At 65.0% G+C, this 18,975-nt stretch carries 15 protein-coding genes; 3 read left to right on the top strand and 12 right to left on the bottom strand.

The genetic code is table 11. The features are described 5' to 3' along the window. Position 1 precedes the first annotated feature (1 nt). Entirely contained in the window at positions 2–925 is a 924-nt protein-coding gene (locus tag BCCGELA001_RS25215; RefSeq protein ID WP_060736584.1) for a c-type cytochrome, read from the bottom strand. 151 nt (positions 926–1,076) lie between these two features. Between BCCGELA001_RS25215 and BCCGELA001_RS25220 the strand changes: the two genes are divergently transcribed. After that, complete coding sequence (locus BCCGELA001_RS25220) at positions 1,077–1,496, top strand: CHRD domain-containing protein (RefSeq protein ID WP_008554993.1); 420 nt, start codon at positions 1,077–1,079, stop codon at positions 1,494–1,496. Between the two features lie 73 nt (positions 1,497–1,569). On the opposite strand, the gene BCCGELA001_RS25225 is transcribed toward BCCGELA001_RS25220, so the two are convergent. The 8 genes from BCCGELA001_RS25225 to BCCGELA001_RS25260 all read right to left on the bottom strand — a co-directional run bounded on the left by BCCGELA001_RS25225 (position 1,570) and on the right by BCCGELA001_RS25260 (position 12,681). Next, complete coding sequence (locus BCCGELA001_RS25225) at positions 1,570–2,853, bottom strand: cystathionine gamma-synthase family protein (protein WP_060736585.1); 1,284 nt, start codon at positions 2,851–2,853, stop codon at positions 1,570–1,572. A gap of 285 nt (positions 2,854–3,138) precedes the next feature. Continuing rightward, a complete protein-coding gene (locus BCCGELA001_RS25230) occupies positions 3,139–3,588 on the bottom strand; it encodes a c-type cytochrome (protein WP_060736586.1) in 450 nt (149 codons plus the stop codon). 126 nt (positions 3,589–3,714) lie between these two features. Further along, a complete protein-coding gene (locus BCCGELA001_RS25235) occupies positions 3,715–6,024 on the bottom strand; it encodes a xanthine dehydrogenase family protein molybdopterin-binding subunit (protein WP_008554999.1) in 2,310 nt (769 codons plus the stop codon). 81 nt (positions 6,025–6,105) lie between these two features. Further along, complete coding sequence (murJ, locus tag BCCGELA001_RS25240; RefSeq protein WP_060736587.1) at positions 6,106–7,632, bottom strand: murein biosynthesis integral membrane protein MurJ; 1,527 nt, start codon at positions 7,630–7,632, stop codon at positions 6,106–6,108. A 253-nt stretch (positions 7,633–7,885) separates the two neighbouring features. Beyond that, a complete protein-coding gene (locus tag BCCGELA001_RS25245) occupies positions 7,886–9,073 on the bottom strand; it encodes a DegT/DnrJ/EryC1/StrS family aminotransferase (protein WP_236840749.1) in 1,188 nt (395 codons plus the stop codon). A gap of 9 nt (positions 9,074–9,082) precedes the next feature. Then, the gene (locus BCCGELA001_RS25250) at positions 9,083–10,087 is read right to left on the bottom strand and encodes a Gfo/Idh/MocA family protein (RefSeq protein WP_060736588.1); all 1,005 of its coding nucleotides are present in this window, start codon (positions 10,085–10,087) and stop codon (positions 9,083–9,085) included. A 184-nt stretch (positions 10,088–10,271) separates the two neighbouring features. Then, positions 10,272–11,684 (bottom strand): mannose-1-phosphate guanylyltransferase/mannose-6-phosphate isomerase, encoded by a 1,413-nt coding sequence (locus BCCGELA001_RS25255; protein ID WP_060737825.1) that lies wholly within the window; start codon positions 11,682–11,684, stop codon positions 10,272–10,274. Between the two features lie 7 nt (positions 11,685–11,691). Then, positions 11,692–12,681 (bottom strand): NAD-dependent epimerase, encoded by a 990-nt coding sequence (locus BCCGELA001_RS25260; RefSeq protein WP_060736589.1) that lies wholly within the window; start codon positions 12,679–12,681, stop codon positions 11,692–11,694. A gap of 225 nt (positions 12,682–12,906) precedes the next feature. On the opposite strand from BCCGELA001_RS25260, the gene BCCGELA001_RS25265 reads away from it, so the two are divergent. Continuing rightward, complete coding sequence (locus BCCGELA001_RS25265; RefSeq protein WP_008555036.1) at positions 12,907–13,866, top strand: lysylphosphatidylglycerol synthase transmembrane domain-containing protein; 960 nt, start codon at positions 12,907–12,909, stop codon at positions 13,864–13,866. Positions 13,867–13,901: 35 nt separating this feature from the next. Beyond that, positions 13,902–14,897, top strand: coding sequence for an MraY family glycosyltransferase (locus tag BCCGELA001_RS25270; protein ID WP_442855179.1), 996 nt, complete (start codon positions 13,902–13,904; stop codon positions 14,895–14,897). Here BCCGELA001_RS25270 and BCCGELA001_RS25275 read toward each other — a convergent pair. From BCCGELA001_RS25275 to BCCGELA001_RS25285, 3 genes are read right to left on the bottom strand one after another with little or no spacing between them, the layout of a single operon-like run. Next, entirely contained in the window at positions 14,885–15,832 is a 948-nt protein-coding gene (locus BCCGELA001_RS25275; protein ID WP_060736590.1) for an NAD-dependent epimerase/dehydratase family protein, read from the bottom strand. The genes BCCGELA001_RS25270 and BCCGELA001_RS25275 overlap by 13 nt on opposite strands. Further along, positions 15,829–17,049, bottom strand: a complete 1,221-nt coding sequence (locus BCCGELA001_RS25280; RefSeq protein ID WP_060736591.1) for a glycosyltransferase family 4 protein — start codon at positions 17,047–17,049, stop codon at positions 15,829–15,831. Before BCCGELA001_RS25280 ends, BCCGELA001_RS25275 begins: the two co-directional genes overlap by 4 nt. A gap of 2 nt (positions 17,050–17,051) precedes the next feature. Next, on the bottom strand, positions 17,052–18,959 hold the full coding sequence (locus BCCGELA001_RS25285; RefSeq protein ID WP_060737826.1) for a nucleoside-diphosphate sugar epimerase/dehydratase: 1,908 nt from the start codon (positions 18,957–18,959) through the stop codon (positions 17,052–17,054). Positions 18,960–18,975 lie beyond the last annotated feature (16 nt).

Consider the following 18,975-nt stretch of genomic DNA (forward strand, 5'->3'; position numbering starts at 1 on the left):
GCTAGCTTCCTTCCTTGCGCTTGGGCGGCGTCGGTCCGTCCACCGGCGGCAGCGACTTCAGATAGGCAGCCATCGCGGCACGATCTTCCGCCGTCAGCTGCGCCAGATTCTTGATCACGGGACGCATCGCGCCGGAGGCGCTGTCGCCCTCGGGCATGTCGCCGGTCTCGAGAAAGTCGGCGATGTCCTTTTCGCTCCACGTGCCGATGCCTTTCTGCGTGATGTTCGGGACCCAGCCCTCCCCTTCCGGATTGGGACCGCCGGCGAAGCGCTGGCTGCGGATAATGCCGCCGAGCGCATTGCGCGGGCTGTGGCACTCGGCGCAATGGCCGAATGCGTTGACGAGATAGGCACCGCGATTCCATTGCTCCGAACGCGACGCGTCCGGCACGAACGACCCGGTATTCATGAACAGTAATTTCCAGATGCCGACATTGCGCCGGATATCGAATGGAAACGGCACGTCGTGATCACGCGACTTGCCCTGCACGGCGGGCAACGTCTTGAGGTAGGCGAAGAGATCGCGGACATCGTCGACCTTCGCGAGATGATACGAGGTGTAGGGAAAAGCGGGGAAGTAGTGCTTGCCATCGGGCGAGATGCCGCGCATCACGGCGTTGACGAAATCGCTCTCGCTCCAGCGGCCGATGCCGTCATTGGGATCCGGCGAGATGTTGGGAACGTAGAACGTTCCAAACGGCGAGCGGAGCGGCAGGCCGCCGCCGAGCCGCAGGCGATCGTCCTGGTTCGGCACGGCATGACAGGACGCACAGCCGCCGGCGTTGAACAGCTCCTTCCCGTTGGCGAGATCGGGCGCACGCGTTGCGGCCGGCACCGCCATGGCGGCTGGCATGGTCAGCCACCAATAGACTCCGAACGCCACAACCATGGCGATCAGGACAGCAAGCATCGCTCGTCGCAGCATCGAAGCATTCCGTCAGGACCACGAGCTTACGGATATTCCGTGCCCGCTCCAGCCACGATTAATTTAGATGGTTTGGCCCGACCGTGGGAATAAAGTCGCAGACGCACTGTTTGCAGGTTGACAGCAATCAGGCGTCAACAGGGAGAACCCCATGAATAAAGCTCTTTTCGCCACGCTGGCCTTCGGCGCTGCGGTCGCATTCGCCGGCCCCGCCAGCGCTGAAAAGCTGAAGGCGGCGCTGGATGGCAAGGCCGAAGTGCCGCCAAACACCAGCAGCGCCACCGGAACGGCCGACCTGGACTATGACGCCGCCAGCAAGAAATTGTCCTGGACCGTCACCTACTCGGGCCTCTCCGGGCCTGCCACCGCCGCGCATTTCCACGGGCCTGCCGAGGCCGGCAAGAATGCCGGCGTTGCCGTCCCGATCCCGAATGCGGCTTCAAGCCCCGTGAAGGGCGAAGCCACGCTCACCGACGCGCAGGCCGCAGATCTGCTCGGCGGCAAGTACTACATCAACATCCACACCGCGGCGAATCCGGGCGGCGAGATCCGCGGCCAGGTGACGAAGTAGGCTCTCAACGCGGCTTCGTCGGCGAAGGCCGGGCGCTGGAGGGGGCGTCCGGCCTTTTCAATTCTCGCCACGCTCAAGCCGCGTTCAGCGCCTGCGCAAGGTCGGCGATCAGGTCCGACGGATTCTCGATGCCGATCGACAGCCGGATGGTGGAATCGAGCACGCCGATCTTCTGGCGGATGGCGGCGGGAACGCCGGAATGGGTCATGGTCGCCGGCAGGCTGGCGAGCGACTCCGTTCCGCCGAGGCTGACCGCGAGCTTGAAGATTTGCAGCGCGTTGAGGAATTTGACGGCCGCATCCTTGCCGCCGACGATGTCGAAGGAGAACGTCGAGCCCGCCCCCAGGCACTGCCGTGCGAACACGCGGCCCGCGGCAGACGCCTCTTCGTGGTGACCGAGATAATGGACCTTCGCCACCTTGGCGTGATCGCGCAAGAAGTCCGCGACGAGGCGCGCATTCGCATTGGCCTTTTCCATGCGCAGGCTCAGTGTCTCCAGCGACCGGTTGATCATCCAGCATGAGTGCGGATCGAGCTGGGTGCCGATGGCGCCGCGCAGCGCCTTGATGCCCTTCATGAGCGCCTTGGAGCCGAGCGCTGCACCCGCAATCAGGTCGGAATGACCACCGACATATTTCGTGAGCGAGTACAGGGAAACATCCGCGCCGTGCTCGATCGGCCGCTGAAACACCGGCCCGAGCAGCGTATTGTCGCAGGCGATGATCGGCGTGTCGCCTTGCGTCTTTCCGATCGCCTCGGCGACACGGCGCATCATCGCGACGTCCACCAGTCCGTTAGTCGGATTTGCCGGAGTTTCGATCAGGATCATCGAAACGCGCCCCTTGCCCATGGCCTCCTCCGCAGCCTGCTTGACTGCCGCCTCGTCGATGCCGTCGGCGAAACCGACGGCGCCGATCGACAGACGCGCAAGCGTGTTCGTCAGCAGGGTTTCTGTCCCGCCATAGAGCGGCTGCGAGTGCAGGATGACGTCGCCTGGGCGGACGAAGGCGAGGATCGTGGTTGCGATCGCCGCCATGCCGGACGAGAACAGCGCGCAGCTCTCGGTGCGCTCGTAGATCGCGAGCCTATCCTCGACGATTTCGCTGTTGGGGTGATTGAAGCGTGAATAGACCAGGCCTGCACCCATGCCCTCCGGCGGCTCGCGCCGGCCGGCGACGAAATCGAAGAAGTCTTGGCCGTCATCGGCGGTCTTGAACACGAAGGTCGAGGTCAGGAATACCGGCGGCTTGATGGCGCCTTCCGACAATTGCGGATCATAGCCATAGGTCAGCATCAGGGTTTCCGGATGCAGCATGTGGTTGCCGATGTGGGTCTTCGACGGGAACGGTTTTACCATGGCCCTGCCTCGCTGTTGGTTCGCTCGCGGCGCTGTGGTCTTCGCATTGATGAGGCAATCGGAGCGGATGCGCTGGGTTCCGACAGCTCTCGTCAACGCCGCGGCAACTGAAGCATAGATAGCCGCTCCGCCTGCGGAACGTCAGACCTTGCGCACGGAATTTCCCGTTGAACTGCGCGACTGAGTCTCGAAGCCCGGATGAGCGAAGCGATATCCGGCAAGACCGGCCGAGCTGGCAGTTGTCCGGATATCGCTGCGCTCATCCGGGCTATGGGCTCTGCCCAGCTATTTCAACTTCACCCGATAGGTATCGTGGCAATCGTTGCAGCGATCATTGATCGTGGTGTAGGCCGCCTTCAGGCTCGCAACGTCGGTGATCTTGCCCTTGGCGTCGGCGATCGCCTTCTGCACGGGTGGAATCTTGGAGTCGAAATCGGCCTTGTTCTGCCAGACCTTTGGCGACGAGCCATAGGTCGCGTTCACCACGTCCTGCTTGGGATTGATCTCGAAGGTCTTCGCGATCTTGGCAACGTCCGCCTCGATGCTGGCAATGGCCTGATCGGCAGCTTTCTTGTCGAAGGGGATCTCGCCCTTGGTCATCTTCTGAATGACACCATATTGGTTCTTGGCGATCGAGCGCATCAGATTGTCCTGCTGGACGGCAATCTCCTGCTGCGCCATTACGGCGCCTGCGCCCAGCACGAGGACGCCCGCGACAATCATCGTTCGCTTCATTGGCTCGTTTCTCCGGCTCTCGAGACGTTCAGGGCATGCTTCACCGGCTTCAGGGGAAGTCGGGACCCATCATGGATAGAACCCCGCGCGGGGCGTTTATTCCCGCCCGCGCGGGAGGATCTCGGACTAGAGGCTGTGGCGCCGATGATGCTCGTTGATCGCGATCCACACCCGCTCGGGCGTTGCCGGCATGTCGATGTGGTCGATCTTGTATTCGCGCCAGAGCGCATCGACGATGGCGTTGACGATGGCCGGACAGGAGCCGATCGCGCCGGCCTCGCCCGCCCCCTTCACGCCCAGCGGATTGGTCTTGCAGGGGACGTTGGCGGTCTCGAACACGAAGGCCGGCCCGTCCGCGGCGCGCGGCAGCGCGTAGTCCATGAAGGTCGCGGTGATGAGCTGACCATCGCCCGCGCCATACACCACCTGCTCCATCAGGGCCTGGCCGATACCCTGCATGGCGCCGCCATGCACCTGGCCCGCAAGCAGCAGCGGATTGAGCGTCTTGCCGAAATCGTCGACAATCACGTAGTTGACGATCTTGATGATGCCGGTGGCCGGATCGATCTCGACCTCCGCCAAATGCGTGCCGTTCGGATAGGTGCCGTCGGCGCTGGCGAAGGTCGCGCTGCCGTTCAGCTTCGACGGATCGGCGCCGGGACGCTTGGCAAGGTCCGCGAAGGAGATCGAGCGGTCGGTGCCGGCGATCCGGATCACACCGTCGGTGATCTCGAGGTCGCCTGCGCTTGCCTCCAGCGCCTGCGCGGCGAACTCCTTCAGTTTCTTGCCCAGATCGCCCGCAGCGCGCTCCACGCAAACGCCGCCGGTGGGAATGGAGGCCGAGCCGCCGGTGCCGAGGCCCGTCGCGATCTCCTCGGTGTCGCCCTGGCGGATATGCACGCGCTCCGGCGGCAGGCCGAACTGCTCGGCGACGATCTGCGCATAGGCGGTCTGGTGGCCCTGCCCGCTTGATTGCGTGCCGATCAGCACGGTCACGTCGCCGCTGGGATCGAGGCGGACATTGGCCGTCTCCTCACCCATCACGCCGCAAATCTCGACATAGCTCGCAAGGCCGATGCCGCGGATCAACCCGTTCTTCTTGGCCGCCTTGGCACGCTTGCCAAACTCCTTCCATTCCCCGATCTCCATCGCGCGCTTGAGATGCGCGGCGAAGTCGCCGGAATCGTAGACCTTGCCGGTCGCGGTCTTGTAAGGAAGCGCCTTCGGCTGGATGAAATTCTTGCGCCGGATGGCATCCGGCGTCATGTCGAGCTTCCGCGCGCAGGCATCGACGAGACGTTCGATGACGTAGGCCGCCTCGGGCCGCCCCGCGCCGCGATAGGCATCGACCGGCACGCTGTGGGTGAAGATGGTGCGCACCCGGCAGTGGAACGCCTGGATGTCGTAGAGGCCGGGCAGCATGCCGGCGCCGCCATGCGGGATATAGGGACCGAAAGTCGAGAGATACGCGCCCATGTCGCCCATCAGGTCGCAATCCATCGCGAGGAACTTGCCGTCCTCGGCCAGCGCCATCTTCGCGGTGGTGACGTTGTCGCGGCCCTGTGCATCGCCCATGAAATGCTCGGTGCGGTCCGCCGCCCACTTCACCGCCTTCTTCAGCTGCCGCGCCGCGACCGCCATCAGGGCGTATTCCCGATAGGGAAACAGCTTCGTGCCGAAGCCGCCGCCGACATCGGGGCAGATCACCCGCATCTTGTCGGTGGGGATGTTGAGCACGTTCTGGCAGAGGATGTCGCGCAGGCGATGGCTGCCCTGGCTGCCGATCGTCAGCGTCAGATGGTCGCGCTTGGCGTCGTATTCGCAGACCGCGGCGCGCGTCTCCATGAAGCTCGCGACCACGCGCGGATTGACGATGGAGATTTCGGCGACCGCATGCGCCTTGGCAAAGGCAGCTTCGGTGGCCGCCTTGTCGCCGATCGAGACGTCGAACAGCACGTTGCCGGCCTTGTCGGGCCAGACTTGCGGCGCGCCCTTCTTGACGGCGTTGACGACGCCGGTCACGGCCGGCAACGGGCTCCATTTGACCTCGATCGCCTCGATCGCGTCACGGGCCTGGTCGATGGTGTCCGCAACGACGAAGGCGATGGCATCGCCGACATGGCGCACCTCGTCCTTGGCGAGGATCGGGTAAGGCGGGCCGGTGAAGGGATCGGTCTCGAGGTTGAACAGGCACGGCAGATTGCCGAGATCCCCCACGTCATCCGCGGTGAGGATCAGCGCGACGCCGGGGAGCCCGCGGGCGCGGCTCACATCGATGGTGTATTTGGCATGCGCATGCGGCGAGCGCAGCATCAGGCAGCGCAGCGCAGCCTGCGGCGAATAGTCGTCGGTATAGCGGCCCTTGCCGCGGATGAGCGCATCATCCTCCTTGCGCAGCACGCTTTGGCCAACGCCGAACTTGATGGGAGCCGCCATTGTCTTTTCCCGTCCTATGGTTGTTTTGGTAGCATATTGCCGTGGAAAAACTGGCAAGGCAAACGGGTTGGGCAATAAAAACTACTTGCGCACCAACGCGACCAGCCAATTGCGGCCGAACAGGATGAGGATCGCGAGCGCGTAGACGATCGTTCCTCCGATGGCCAGCAAGGCAAGCGTCAACTCGTCCCGGAAGTGCATTGCGCCGACGATAGAACCGCTGAAGCGCGCGATCAGCCAGAAGGTGGCCGCGAGGATAATCCCGGTCACGAAGAATTTGATGAGCGACAAGAGCCACGCCCGATCCAGCACGAGGAATTCTCGCCGCACTGCGAAGTAGAGCACCAGCAGGAGATTGGTCCAAACGCCGACGGCGGTGGCGAGCGCGAGGCCGATTTGGGCGAGCGATCCCATCAAGGCGAGCTTCAGCGCGACGTTGACGGCGATGCCGGTCAGCGACGCGCGGACCGGCGTCGCGGTGTCCTTGCGCGCATAGAAGGTCGCGACGGCGCTGCGGATCAGCACGAAGGGAATGAGACCGATGGCATAGGCAGCGAGCGTATTGCCTGCGGCAACCGCATCGGCTTGCGAGAACGCGCCGCGCGCGAACAGGGCACGCATGATCTCGTCAGGCACGGTGATGAAGGCGGCGACGAATGGCACCGAGAACAGCAGCGTGAAGTCGAATGCGCGGCGCTGCGCCCGCATTGCGCCATCATGGTCGCTGGCCGTGATCCGCCGCGACATCTCCGGCAGCAGCACCGTGCCGATCGCGATGCCGATGACGCCGATCGGCAGCTGGTTGAGACGGTCGGCGTAATAGAGCGCCGATAGCGCGCCGGCAGGCAGGAAGGTCGCGATGATGGTGTCGGCAAATAGCGCGACCTGCGTGCCCATCGATCCCAGCGTCGCAGGGCCGAGCGCCTTGAAGAAGCCGCGCACGTCTTCGTCGAGCTTGAGCGGCGCGAAACGCGGCAGGCCGCCGTGGCGGGCGAGATCGCCAGCGAGCAGGAAATATTGCAGGAAGCCGGAGATCAGCACGCCCCAGGCTGCCGCGTGCCCCGCGGTCGGAAACCAGACGGCCACCGCCAGCGTCATCATCATCGCGACGTTGAGAAAGATCGAGGCGGCCGCAGCGCTGGCAAAGCGCTGCATCACGTTGAGCATGCCGCCATAGAGCGTGACGAGCGTGATCAGCAGCAGATAGGGAAAGGTGATCCGGGTGAGCTCTATCGCGAGCTTGCGTTGCTCGGCGTCCTCCGAAAAGCCGGGCGCCAAGATGCTCATCGCTTGCGGCATGAACAGCCAGGCGACGATCAGCAGCACCACCTGCGAAGCCAGGAGCAGCGTGAAGATGCGGTCCGCGAAGAGTTTTGCCGCCGCCTCGCCCTTCTCGCCATGGACATGCGCGTAGGCCGGCACCCACGCCGCGTTGAAGGCGCCCTCGGCGAAGATCGCTCGGAAATGATTGGGCAGCCGCAGCGCCACGAAGAAGGCATCTGCCACGGGGCCTGCGCCCAGGATCGCCGCGAGCATGATGTCGCGCGCAAACCCCGTCACCCGCGAGAGCAGCGTGTATCCACCAACCGTGAAGATGCGTCCGAGCATGCGTCTGTTTTAGAGACTTATCAGCCTAACGATAAGGCTTTGAAGTTGACGTGATCAAAAAAGACGAGCGCCCGACTAGAAATGCGCATTGCTGTGCCCTCTCCCCTTGTGGGAGAGGGCAGCGCCGCAGGTAGAGACAAACGCGATTGGGTGAGGGGTCTCTCTCCCAGCATTCCAGACGGAGAGAGACCCCTCACCCGTCTCGCCGCTCGCGCGGCGAGCCACCCTCTCCCACAAGGGGAGAGGGAAAGATTCACCCCGCCAGCGCGCCGCGGACTGCAGCGATCACCCGCTCCTGGTCAGCCTCGGTCAAATAGGCGTGCATCGGCAGGCTGATGACGTCCTGGGACAGGCTCTCGCAAGCAGGCAGGCCGCCCTCTGCGACCGGATATTGCTTGTAGGCGGTCTGCTGATGCATCGACTTGCCGTAATAGATCGCGGTCGGCACGCCCTGAGCCTTCAGCGCGGCGGCAAAGCCGTCGCGGTCGGTGCCTTCAGGCAGACGGATCGTGTACTGCGCCCACACCGACGTGTTGCCGGGGCTGAGGCGCGGCACGGTCACAACGTTGCTCAGGCCGCGTGCGTAGCGCTCCGCAACCTTGTTGCGGGCGGCGACCTCGTCGTCGAAGATCTTCAGCTTCTCGATCAGGACCGCGGCCTGCATGGTGTCGAGCCGGCCAGTGAGGCCGAGGCGGACGTTGTCGTATTTGTCGACGCCCTGCCCGTGCACGCGGATGCTGCGCAGCGTGGCCGCGAGCTCGTCGTCATCGGTGAAGATGGCGCCGCCGTCGCCAAAACAGCCGAGCGGCTTGGCCGGGAAGAAGCTGGTCGCCGTGGCGTGCCCGAAGGTGCCGAGCTTGCGGCCCTTGTAGCTGGCGCCAAAGCCTTGGGCTGCGTCGTCGAGCACGAACAGGCCTTCGGCCCTGGCGATCTCGGCGATGGCGTCGTGGTCGGCGGGCTGGCCGAACAGATCGACCGGAATCACTGCCGCCGGCTTGAGCCCGGCCTTGCGAGCGGTCGCGATGCCGCGCTTCAGCGACTCCGGGCTCATGTTGAAGGTGGCCTCGTCCACGTCGACATAGACGGGCGTAGCGCCTGTCCGCGCCACCGGCGAGGCGGTCGCGATGAAGGTGAAGGACGGACAGAACACGGCATCGCCGGGCCCGATATTCTTCGCCATCATCACCATCAGGATCGCATCGGTGCCGCTGGCGCAGCCGATCACGTGCTTGGCGCCGCAATAGGCCGCGAGTTGCTTCTCGAGCTCGAACACCTCGGGGCCGTTGACGAACTGGCAATGATCGAGAACCCGTTTCACGGCTGCATCGAGCGAGGCGCCCAGCCGGCGGCGCTGTGCGCCGACGTCGATGAAGGGAATGGGTTCGGACCGCAGATGCTGGTTCATGGTCTGGTTCTTGGTGCCTTCTTGCGTGATCGACATGGATAAGGATCAGCCGGCGACGCGGCGCGGGCCCTTGCGGGCAGGCGCCGTGGCGGCAGGTCGCGTTGGCGTCTCCAGGCACTGCGTGGCGATCTCGAGGCTGGCGACGCCTTCGTCGCCGGTGACCGCCGGCGTTTCGCCGTCACGCACCGCCTTGAGGAACGCGAGCAGTTCGGCGCGCAGCGGTTCGTCATGACCGACCGGCAGATGCCGCATCGAATAGCTGCCGTCAGGCTGGAAGCCGAAGCATTCGGTGACCTGGCGCGTCAGCAGATCGCCCATCACGTATTTGCCGCGCGTGGCGACCGTGACGCTGCGCGCCTTGAACGGCGTCAGCCAGTTGGTGTTGATGTGGGCGAGCACGCCGCTGGCGGTGCGGAATTGCAGGAGCGCGATGTCCTCGCGCTCGGCGACGGCGCTCGACAATTGCGGCTGCACCTCGACGATGTCGGATTCGGTGAACCAGCGGATCAGATCGATATCGTGCACGGCGAGGTCGATGACGACGCCGACATTGGACATGCGCGGCGGGAACGGGCCGACGCGGGTGATCGCGATGGAGAGAATGTCCTCGCCGGCGATCGCCTTCTTGACCGCGGCGACCGCAGGATTGAAGCGTTCGACATGGCCCACCATCAGTGTGACGCCGGCCTTTTGCGCGGCGGCGACGATCTCGCGGCCCTCCTCGACCGTGGAGGCGATCGGCTTTTCCACGAGAACGTGGATGTTCCTGGCGATGCAGGCGAGCGCCAAGTCGTGGTGCAGATGGGTCGGCGCGGCGATGGTGACGGCATCGACGCCTTCGGCGAGCAGCTCGTCGAGCGTCTCGAAGCCCTGACAGGTCGCAAGCTCGATGGTGCGCGTCCGGTGTGCCGGCGAGGGATCGACGATCCCGACCAGGGTGACGCCGGGAAGACCCGCGAGCACGCGCGCATGGTTGCTGCCCATCACGCCGGCGCCGATAACGCCGACACGCAGGCCGGCCTTTGCCGCCACAGACCCTATGGAACTCATCTGGTGGAACCCCGATTTAACCCAAATCCCCGGCGCCGCTTCTAGCATGGCCGCCACATTTGTGGCGAACGCGGAGCTAGCGATCCGGACACGATTTGATTCAAAAAATTACACGTTCCCCGGGCCTTAAGCCGAAAAAGATACCGCTCTTCCGGCCCGGGTCGCGTGATTCGGAGTTTGCTGGTTACGACCTTTGATAGTCGTCTTCAATCCGGATGATGTCGTCTTCCCCCAGATAGCTTCCAGTCTGGACCTCGATCAGTTCCAGCTGGATCTTGCCGGGATTCTCCATCCGGTGGACGGCGCCCATCGGAATGTAGATCGACTCGTTCTCGTGCACGGTCTTCACGGTCTCGTTGACGGTGACCTGGGCCGTGCCCCGCACCACGATCCAGTGCTCGGCGCGATGGTGATGCTTCTGCAGCGACAGGCGCCCGCCCGGCTTCACCACGATGCGCTTGACCTGGTGGCGCTCGCCATTGTCGACGGACTGATAGCTGCCCCAGGGCCGATGCACCTTCAGGTGCTCCTCGGTGACCTTCGGTGCGACCGCCTTCAGCTTGGTCACCAGGCGCTTCAGCCCGTTGGCGTCCTTCTGGCGCGAGACCAGGATCGCGTCCGCGGTGGCGACCACCACGAGATCGTCGACGCCTTCGAGCGCGACGAGCGCGGAATCGGTGGTGACGTTGCAATTGCGGGAGTCCTCGAACACCGCAGTGCCGTGCGCGGCGTTGCCTTGCGCGTCCTTCTCCGACAGCTCCCACACCGCGAGCCAGGAGCCGACGTCGGACCAGCCGCACGACACCGGCACCACGGCAGCGCGCGCGGTCTTCTCCATCACGGCATAGTCGATCGAGATTGCCCTCGCCGAACCGAAGGCTTCCGGCTCCAGCGTGACGAAGCCGAGATCACGGCCGGCATTGTTGACCGCATTGGTCACGGCCTCGATGCTCGCGACATCGACCCTGCGATATTCATCGAGCAGCACACTGGCCGGGAACATGAAGTTGCCGCTGTTCCAGAGATAGCCGGAATTGACGTAGTCGGACGCCTTCACCGCGTCCGGCTTCTCGACGAAACGCGCCACCGCATGCACCTCGCCGGAGATCACTTCGCCCGGGTTGATATAGCCGTATTCGGTCGCGGGGCGCTCCGGCTTGACGCCGAAGGTGACGATGCGCCCGGCATTCGCGGCGGCGAGGCCCTCGCGGCAGGCGGCGACGAAGGCGGCGTTGTCTTGCACCACGTGGTCGGCGGCGAGCGCGAGCACGATGGCTTCGCTGGCGCGGTTCTGCGCGAACACTGCGCCGGCGGCGATCGCAGGGCCCGAATCGCGCCGCATCGGCTCGAGCAGCACGTCGGCCTCGATGCCGATCTCGGCGAGCTGCTCCAGCACCATGAAGCGATAGGCCGCATTGGTGATGACGATCGGCCGGTCGAACAGGGCAGGATCAGACACGCGCAGCAGCGTGTCCTGGAAGGTCGAGCGGGGGCCGAACAGCGGCAGGAACTGTTTTGGTCGTACTTCGCGCGAAGCCGGCCACAGCCGCGTGCCGGCGCCGCCGCACATGATCAGGGGGATAATGCGTTTGTCCATCGTCATCTCAAACCTTGAAGTAGTCGCGATACCAGGTGACAAAGTTATGGACCCCCTGCTCGATCGGCGTTGACGGCGCAAAGCCGGTGTCGCGCATCAGGTCCTCGACATCCGCGAACGTTTCCAGCACATCTCCCGGCTGCATCGGCAGCAATTCTTTGATCGCCGTCCGGCCCAGCTCCCGCTCCAGAAGACCGACGACATGCATCAGTTCCTCCGGGTGGTGATTGCCGACATTGTAGAGCTTTGACGGCGCATTTGCGGCAGACGGATCGTCAGCAGGCACAAGATCGATCAGCTTGGATACGACACGCGTCACGTCATCAATATAGGTGAAGTCGCGGCGCATCCTGCCATGGTTGAAGAGACGGATCGGTTTGCCCGCCAGGATGGCGTTTACGAACAGAAACATGGCCATATCAGGCCGTCCCCACGGCCCGTAAATGGTAAAGAAGCGCAGGCCCGTGACCGGCAGCCGGTAGAGATGGCTGTAGGACTGGGCCATCACCTCGTTCGCCTTCTTGGTCGCCGCGTAGAAGCTCACCGGATGATCGGTGCGGTCCGCAACCGCAAATGGCATTTTTGTGTTGGCGCCGTAAACGGACGATGACGAAGCGTAGACGAGGTGACGACAGCCGTTGTTGCGGCAGCCCTCGAGCACGTTGAGAAAGCCCTGAAGATTGGAATCGGCGTAAGTCTGCGGGTGCTCGATCGAGTAGCGCACGCCGGCCTGAGCCGCGAGATGCACGACTTTTTCAAAGCGGTGTTGCGCAAACAGTGCGGCGATCGTCGCGCGGTCGGCGAGATCGGCCTCGACGAAGGAGAAGCGGGGCTCGTTCCGCAGCAACGCGAGGCGCGCCCGCTTCAGCGCCGGATCGTAATAGCTGTTGAGATTGTCGAGCCCGACGACGGTGCGGCCTTCGCCCAGGAGCTGCCGGGCGACGTGGAAGCCGATGAAGCCGGCAGCGCCCGTGACCAAAATCGCCTGATCCGTCATCCTGTTCCCAAGGAATATCCAGTCCGCCGCGCCTCTTTAGCCGCGGCCTCGTGGGGGTCGCAATAGCCTGGCCGGCGATCACAGCGCCCTTTTGCAAACGTCCTTTACGACGGCTCCTACGACGGCTATTGCAAGATCGGCGCCAAAACCATACCAAAGCGGCCGAATTCGGCGCCTCGCGTCGGGTTGCCTCCAATCTAAGCAAACCCTGTTGATGCGGGCGAGATGCGCCGAATCCTGCTTTCTGCGGCCAAGATCCTGATTTCCGCGGCGCTGCTCTATCTGGCGCTGCGCAAGGTGGACCTGTCCGAACTATTCTCGCGCTTCACGCTGACCAGCCTGCTCTGGATCGGCCTGGCGATCGCGGTCACCTTCCTGCAGATCTTCATCGGCGTGCTGCGCTGGCGCGAGATCAGCGCCGCATGCGGCGCGCCGCTCGAGCTCGCCCGCGCCATGCGCTACAACGTGATCGGCGCCTTCTTCAACCAGACGCTGCCGTCCGCCATCGGCGGCGACGCGGTCCGGCTGTGGCTGGTCGCGCGCGCCGGCGCCGGATGGCGTGCGGCGACCTACTCAATCTTCGTCGATCGCGCGATCGGCCTGATCGCACTCGCCATCCTCATCGTCGCGAGCCTGCCCTGGAGCTACAGCCTCATCACCGATCCGCACGGGCGCTCGGCGCTGCTGCTGCTCGACTTCGCGGCGCTCGCGGGCGGACTCGGTTTTTTGATTTTCGGCGCGCTGAAATGGCGCTGGCTGAAAACCTGGTGGGCAACGCATCACCTTCACGCCTGCGCGGTGATCGCCAATCGCGTGATCTTCAGCCCCGCCCGCGGGCCGATCATCGCGGTCCTGTCGATCCTGGTCCACGTGCTGGCGGTCGTCATCGCCTGGTGCGTCGTGCAGGCGATTGCGGCCCCGGTCAGCTTCAGCGACGTCTTTCTGCTCGTGCCGCCGGTGATGCTGATCACCTTGATGCCGATCTCGATCGCCGGCTGGGGCGTGCGTGAAGCCACGATGAGCCTTGCATTCGGCTTCGCCGGGCTCGCCGCTGACGAGGGCGTCAACGTCTCGCTGCTGTTCGGCGCGGTGCTGTTCATCGTCGGCGCGATCGGCGGCCTGGTCTGGATCCTCAGCGCGGAAAAGGCCGCGCAAGGATCGGCCCCGATCGGGGTGCCGGAGTGACGACGTCCGCCGCGGGTGAAGACCATGCGGTCGGACTGGTCCTGTTCGCGCTCGCGCCGGCCGTGCTCGCTGCGCTGATCTCCGCCTGCATCACCTACCTGAGCATGCCGCTGCTGCAGCGTTATGCGCTGGCGCGGCCGAATGCGCGGTCCTCGCATCGTATCCCGACACCGCAGGGCGCCGGCATCGCCGTCGTCGCAGCCACCCTGCTGGTCGCTGCGCCCTGGGCCGCCTGGGCCCATGGCGCGATTCCCCTGCCCCTGATCGGCTCCGCCGTGCTGATCGCGCTGGTCGGGCTGGTCGACGACATCAGGCCTCTGCCGGTCACCGTACGGCTGTTGCTGCAAGCCGCGGCCGTGACCACTGTCGTCTCTGCGGCACCGGAGGCGCTGCGGATCGTGCCCGCCCTGCCGCTTGCGTTCGAACGCGTCCTGATCGTCATTGCCGGCGTCTGGTTCGTGAACCTCGTCAACTTCATGGACGGCCTCGACCTGATGACGGTGGCCGAAGTGGTGCCGACGACGGCCGCGCTCGGGCTGCTCGGATGGCTCGGAGAGCTCTCCTCGGCCGCCACCCTGCTCGCGATCGCGCTGTGCGGTGCCATGTTCGGCTTTGCGCCGTTCAACAAGCCGGTCGCACGCGTATTTCTCGGGGATGTCGGCAGCCTGCCGATCGGCCTGCTGCTCGGCTGGTGCCTGCTCGAGCTTGCCTGGCACGGGCACCCCGCCGCGGCGCTGCTGCTGCCGGGCTATTACCTCGCCGATTCCACCATCACGCTGTTTCGCCGCATCGCGCGCCGCGAACAGTTCTGGTCGGCGCACCGCTCACATTTCTATCAGCGCGCGACCGACAACGGCTTCAGGGTGCCGCAGGTGATCGGCGAGGTGTTTGCGCTCAATCTCATGCTGGCCTTGCTTGCTATCGCGACCGTCCGCGCCGGCTCGATCGCGATCACGCTCCTCTCCCTGCTCGCAGGCGCGATCGCGATCGCGATCGTGCTGCGGCGCTTCTCCCGACCTCAATTCCTCTGAGCCGACAGCGCCAGCCGCAGCCCCTCGTCGAGCGAGACCGGCGGCTGCCAGCCGGTCGCGAGCGCCTTCGAGATGTTGAGCTCGAGCGAACCGATCAGGCTGTCGCGCGTGTTCTGTCGGCCTATCATCTTGAGAAGTGCCCCGAGCAAGGCCGGCGGCACGGCGAACAGGCGCGGGCGCTTGCCGGACGCTTTCGCCAGATGCGCGATGAATTCGGCCGTGGAGACCTGTTCCCGGTCAGCCACCAGGAAGATCTCGAAATTGCTGGTGGGGTCGGGATGGCTGAGCCGGTGCAGGATGAACGATGACAGGTTCTGCACGGCGAGGAAGGCGCGGTGATTGCGGATCCCGGCGAAGGGCAGCGGCAGTCCGAGATCCACTGCGCGCGTCAGCAGCGCGAAATTACCCTTGGCGCCCGCACCATAGATCAGCGGCGGCCTGATCACCGAGATGTTCATCTCGTTGTCGGGCGCCATCGCTCTCAGACCGGCCTCGGCCTCGGCCTTCGACATGCCGTAGAGGCCGCGGGGTGTCAGGACGTCGTCTTCACTGAACGGCGCACGCCAGTCGTTGCTGCGGCCATGCACGAGGACCGTGCTCACGAAGATGAACTGGCGCACGCCGGCGGCCGCCGCACAGCGTGCCAGTTGCAGGGTGCCGGCGATGTTGACGTCGCGATAGATCTGCTCCGCATTCTTCTCCTGGGCGTGATGCACGCGCGCGGCGAGATGGACGACGGCGTCGGCGCCTTCGAGCGCGGCCTGCCAGCAGGTCTGCGGGCCGATTGATCCGATCGCGACCTCGTCGTCGCTGCCGTTCGGGCTGCGGACTGCACGGCGGACGGACCAGCCCTCGCGTGCCATTGCCGGCGTGAGATGACGACCGACGAAGCCGTTCGCTCCCGTCACGAGCACGACTGGTTTGTTCTCGCTCATCGTTGCTCCGCAAGGTCCGGGTTGTGCAACAATTCCTCGATCAGGCCGGCATAAGCATTCATCGCAACGGTGCGGTCGAAGCGCGCTGCCGCCTTCACCGCGCGCTCCGTCATGGCGTCGTCGTCCGAACGGCAGGCCGCGCGGATCGCTTCAGCGAGCTGGTCGGCGCGGCCTGGCGTCACGACCCAGCCGAGCCCGCTCTCGGCCACCGTCAAGGCGGCCTCGGCCTCCGGCTCGGAGACCAACACCACGGGACGGCCGACCGCCAGCAGATTGTAGAACCGGCTCGGCACCGACACTCCCGCAACGTCCTTCCGGTAGGGAATGATCCAGAGATTGGCGGACGCCAGAAATGCCTCGAGCTCCAAATCGGCGACGCGCGCGACAAAGGAGACATTGGGCAGTCCCGCCTCGGTCTGCAACTGTTTCAGCCGCTCGAAGCCGATGCCCCAGCCGGACAGCAGGAAGTGGATGTCCGTCTCATCCTTGAGGAGGCGCGCCGCCTCGAACACGATCTCGGGATCATGGGTGAAGCCGAGATTGCCTGATAGCCCGACGATGAAGCGCGCGGCGAGCGCCTTGCGGAATGGATTGTCCCGTGTAAGGGGACGCGGCCCGGGTACCAGGGTCGCCCAGTTCGGGATGAAGCGGATCTTGTTTCGCCTCATGCCGGAATAGCTCAGCAGCGGACGCTCCGCGTCGCGACCGATGGTGATGACGGCATTGAGCGCGCGGAACATCAGGCTGTTGGCGGCGCGCATCGTCCGCGTCACGAACGAGCCGGGCTTCAACAGGCCCGCCATCACCAGCACGTCAGGGAATAGGTCGTGCATGATCAGCGCCGACCGCGCGCCCTTGAGCCTTGCCGCTGCCGCGACCGCGTAAGGCAGCATGAAGGGCGCAGTGACGGTGAGCACGACGTCACCCCGTCTCAGCTGCCGGATCAGCGCGAGGAACGTGCGCCCTGCGAACAGCAGCTCGGACAGGCCGCGCCGCAGCAGCGCTGCCTTGCCCGCCATCCGGTTCCTGACCATGACGACGCGCGGCTTGCCCGGGCCGGTTTGCGAGGCCGGAAGCGCGCCCGGCGAGCCCGACAGCACGACGACGTCGTGGTCTTGGGCGAGACGGCAGGCAATCTCCGCCATGATCGATGCCGTCGTGCTCGTGTCAGGCGGGTAATGCTGGCTCGCGACGACGATCTTGCCTGAAGACTGCATGGTCAGGCCGCGGTCGACCCGAACTCGGGAACGGCATCCTTCAGGATGGTCCTGATGGTGGCGCGGTCGTCGCGCGCGATGGCCTGCTCGAGCGCGGCAATCCATTTGCGCAGCGTCTGCATCGGCGGCTCGTTCGGCTGCGCGGCCATGATGCCGGCAACGCCGATCTCGCGGGTCGGCTCCTCGGAGGCGAACAGGATCTCGTGCAGGCGCTCGCCCGGCCGCATCCCCGTGAACACGATCTCGATGTCATAGCCCGGTTGCAGGCCGGACAGGCGGATCATGCGTTCGGCGAGATCGACGATCTTCACCGGCTGGCCCATGTTGAGCACGTAGACCGAGACGTCCGAGCGCTGCGTTCCGAGCGCGTGCGTGGCAGCCGTGATGACGAGATCGCAGGCTTCGCGGATGGTCATGAAATAGCGGACCATGTCCGGATGCGTCACCGTCACCGGGCCGCCGGCCTCGATCTGCGCCTTGAACTTCGGCACCACCGAGCCGTTCGAGGCCAGCACATTGCCGAACCGGACCGAGATCAGCCGCATCGGCGGCTTGGCGCCGCGCCCCGCCGCTGCGAGGTCGTGATCCAGCGCCTGGCAGTACATCTCCGCAAAGCGCTTGGTCAGTCCCAGCATCGACACCGGTTCGATGGCCTTGTCGGTCGAGATCATCACCATGGCTTCGGCGCCGGCGGCCAGCGCTGCGTCCGCCACGTTGATGGACCCGAAGATGTTGGTCTTGACGCCCTCGCTCCAGTCGCGCTCGAGGATCGGCACGTGCTTGAGGGCCGCGGCGTGGAACACGATGTCCGGCTTGAACTCGGCCATCAGGCGCATGATGCGCTCGCGGTCGCGGATATCGGCGATGCGTCCTTCGATCTCGGCCGTCGTGCCGGCGAGCACTTCGGTGACCGCGTAGAGCGCCGGCTCGGAATTCTCGACGATCAAGAGACGCGCGGCGCCGAAGGCGACGACGCGCTCGCAGATCTCCGACCCGATCGAGCCGCCACCGCCCGTGACGATCACCGCCTTGCCCCTGATCAGGGCTTCGAGGCGCGCATAGTCGATCTCTTCACTCGGCCGCAGCAGGAGGTCCTCGACCGCGACGGCCGTGAGGCGCGGCGTGTCGCCGCTCTCCAGCGAAGGCATGCGGTTGACGATGACGCCGAGCTTTCGTGCCCGCATCAGGATCGATTCCGGATGCGCCTCCGGCTCGAACGCCGACGGTGTCATCACGATGCGGGCGATCGGCTTGTTGCGCTTGGCGAAGTCCGCGATGACGTCCTCGACATCGTCGATGCCACCCAGCACCGGCACGTTGCGGATGAACTGGCCGCGGTCGGAGCTCGAGGGCGACAGCACGCCGATCGGCCAGATGCGCTTGATCGCTCCGCTCTCGATTCCGCGCAACAGCACTTCCGCATCCGCGGCACGGCCGATCAGCAGCGTCGGGGCAGCATCGTCGGTTCTCGCATGACGCCGCACCCGCGTGTAACGGAAATAGCGGTAAGCCATGCGTGATGCGCTGAGGAAGGAGACCTCGAGGAACCAGTAAAGGATGATCGTCACCTTGCCGAGGAAGAAGGCGCCGCGGACGTTCGGGGCGACGAAGATGTAGTCGAGGACGAGAAGGGCAACCGTCAGAACGGTCGCGACCCGGATGATGTTGAGCGCGTCCGGCAGCGAGATGAAGCGCCACTTCGTCGTGGTCAGGTTGAAGATGAAGAACACGACCACGCTGAAGGCGAGGAAATAGGGCAGGATCTGGAACAGCAGCGGCAGGCGCTCGTAGAAGCCGTCGCCGCCCTCGAATCGCAGATAGAAAGCAACGAACAGCGCCGCCGTGGTCGCCAGCAGGTCGTGGAGCGCGATCAGGAAGTTGCGCAAGGTGAGATGCGAAAGACGCGTCATCCGCCGACCGATGAAA

The sequence above is a fragment of the Bradyrhizobium sp. CCGE-LA001 genome (assembly GCF_000296215.2).
Taxonomy (GTDB): domain Bacteria; phylum Pseudomonadota; class Alphaproteobacteria; order Rhizobiales; family Xanthobacteraceae; genus Bradyrhizobium.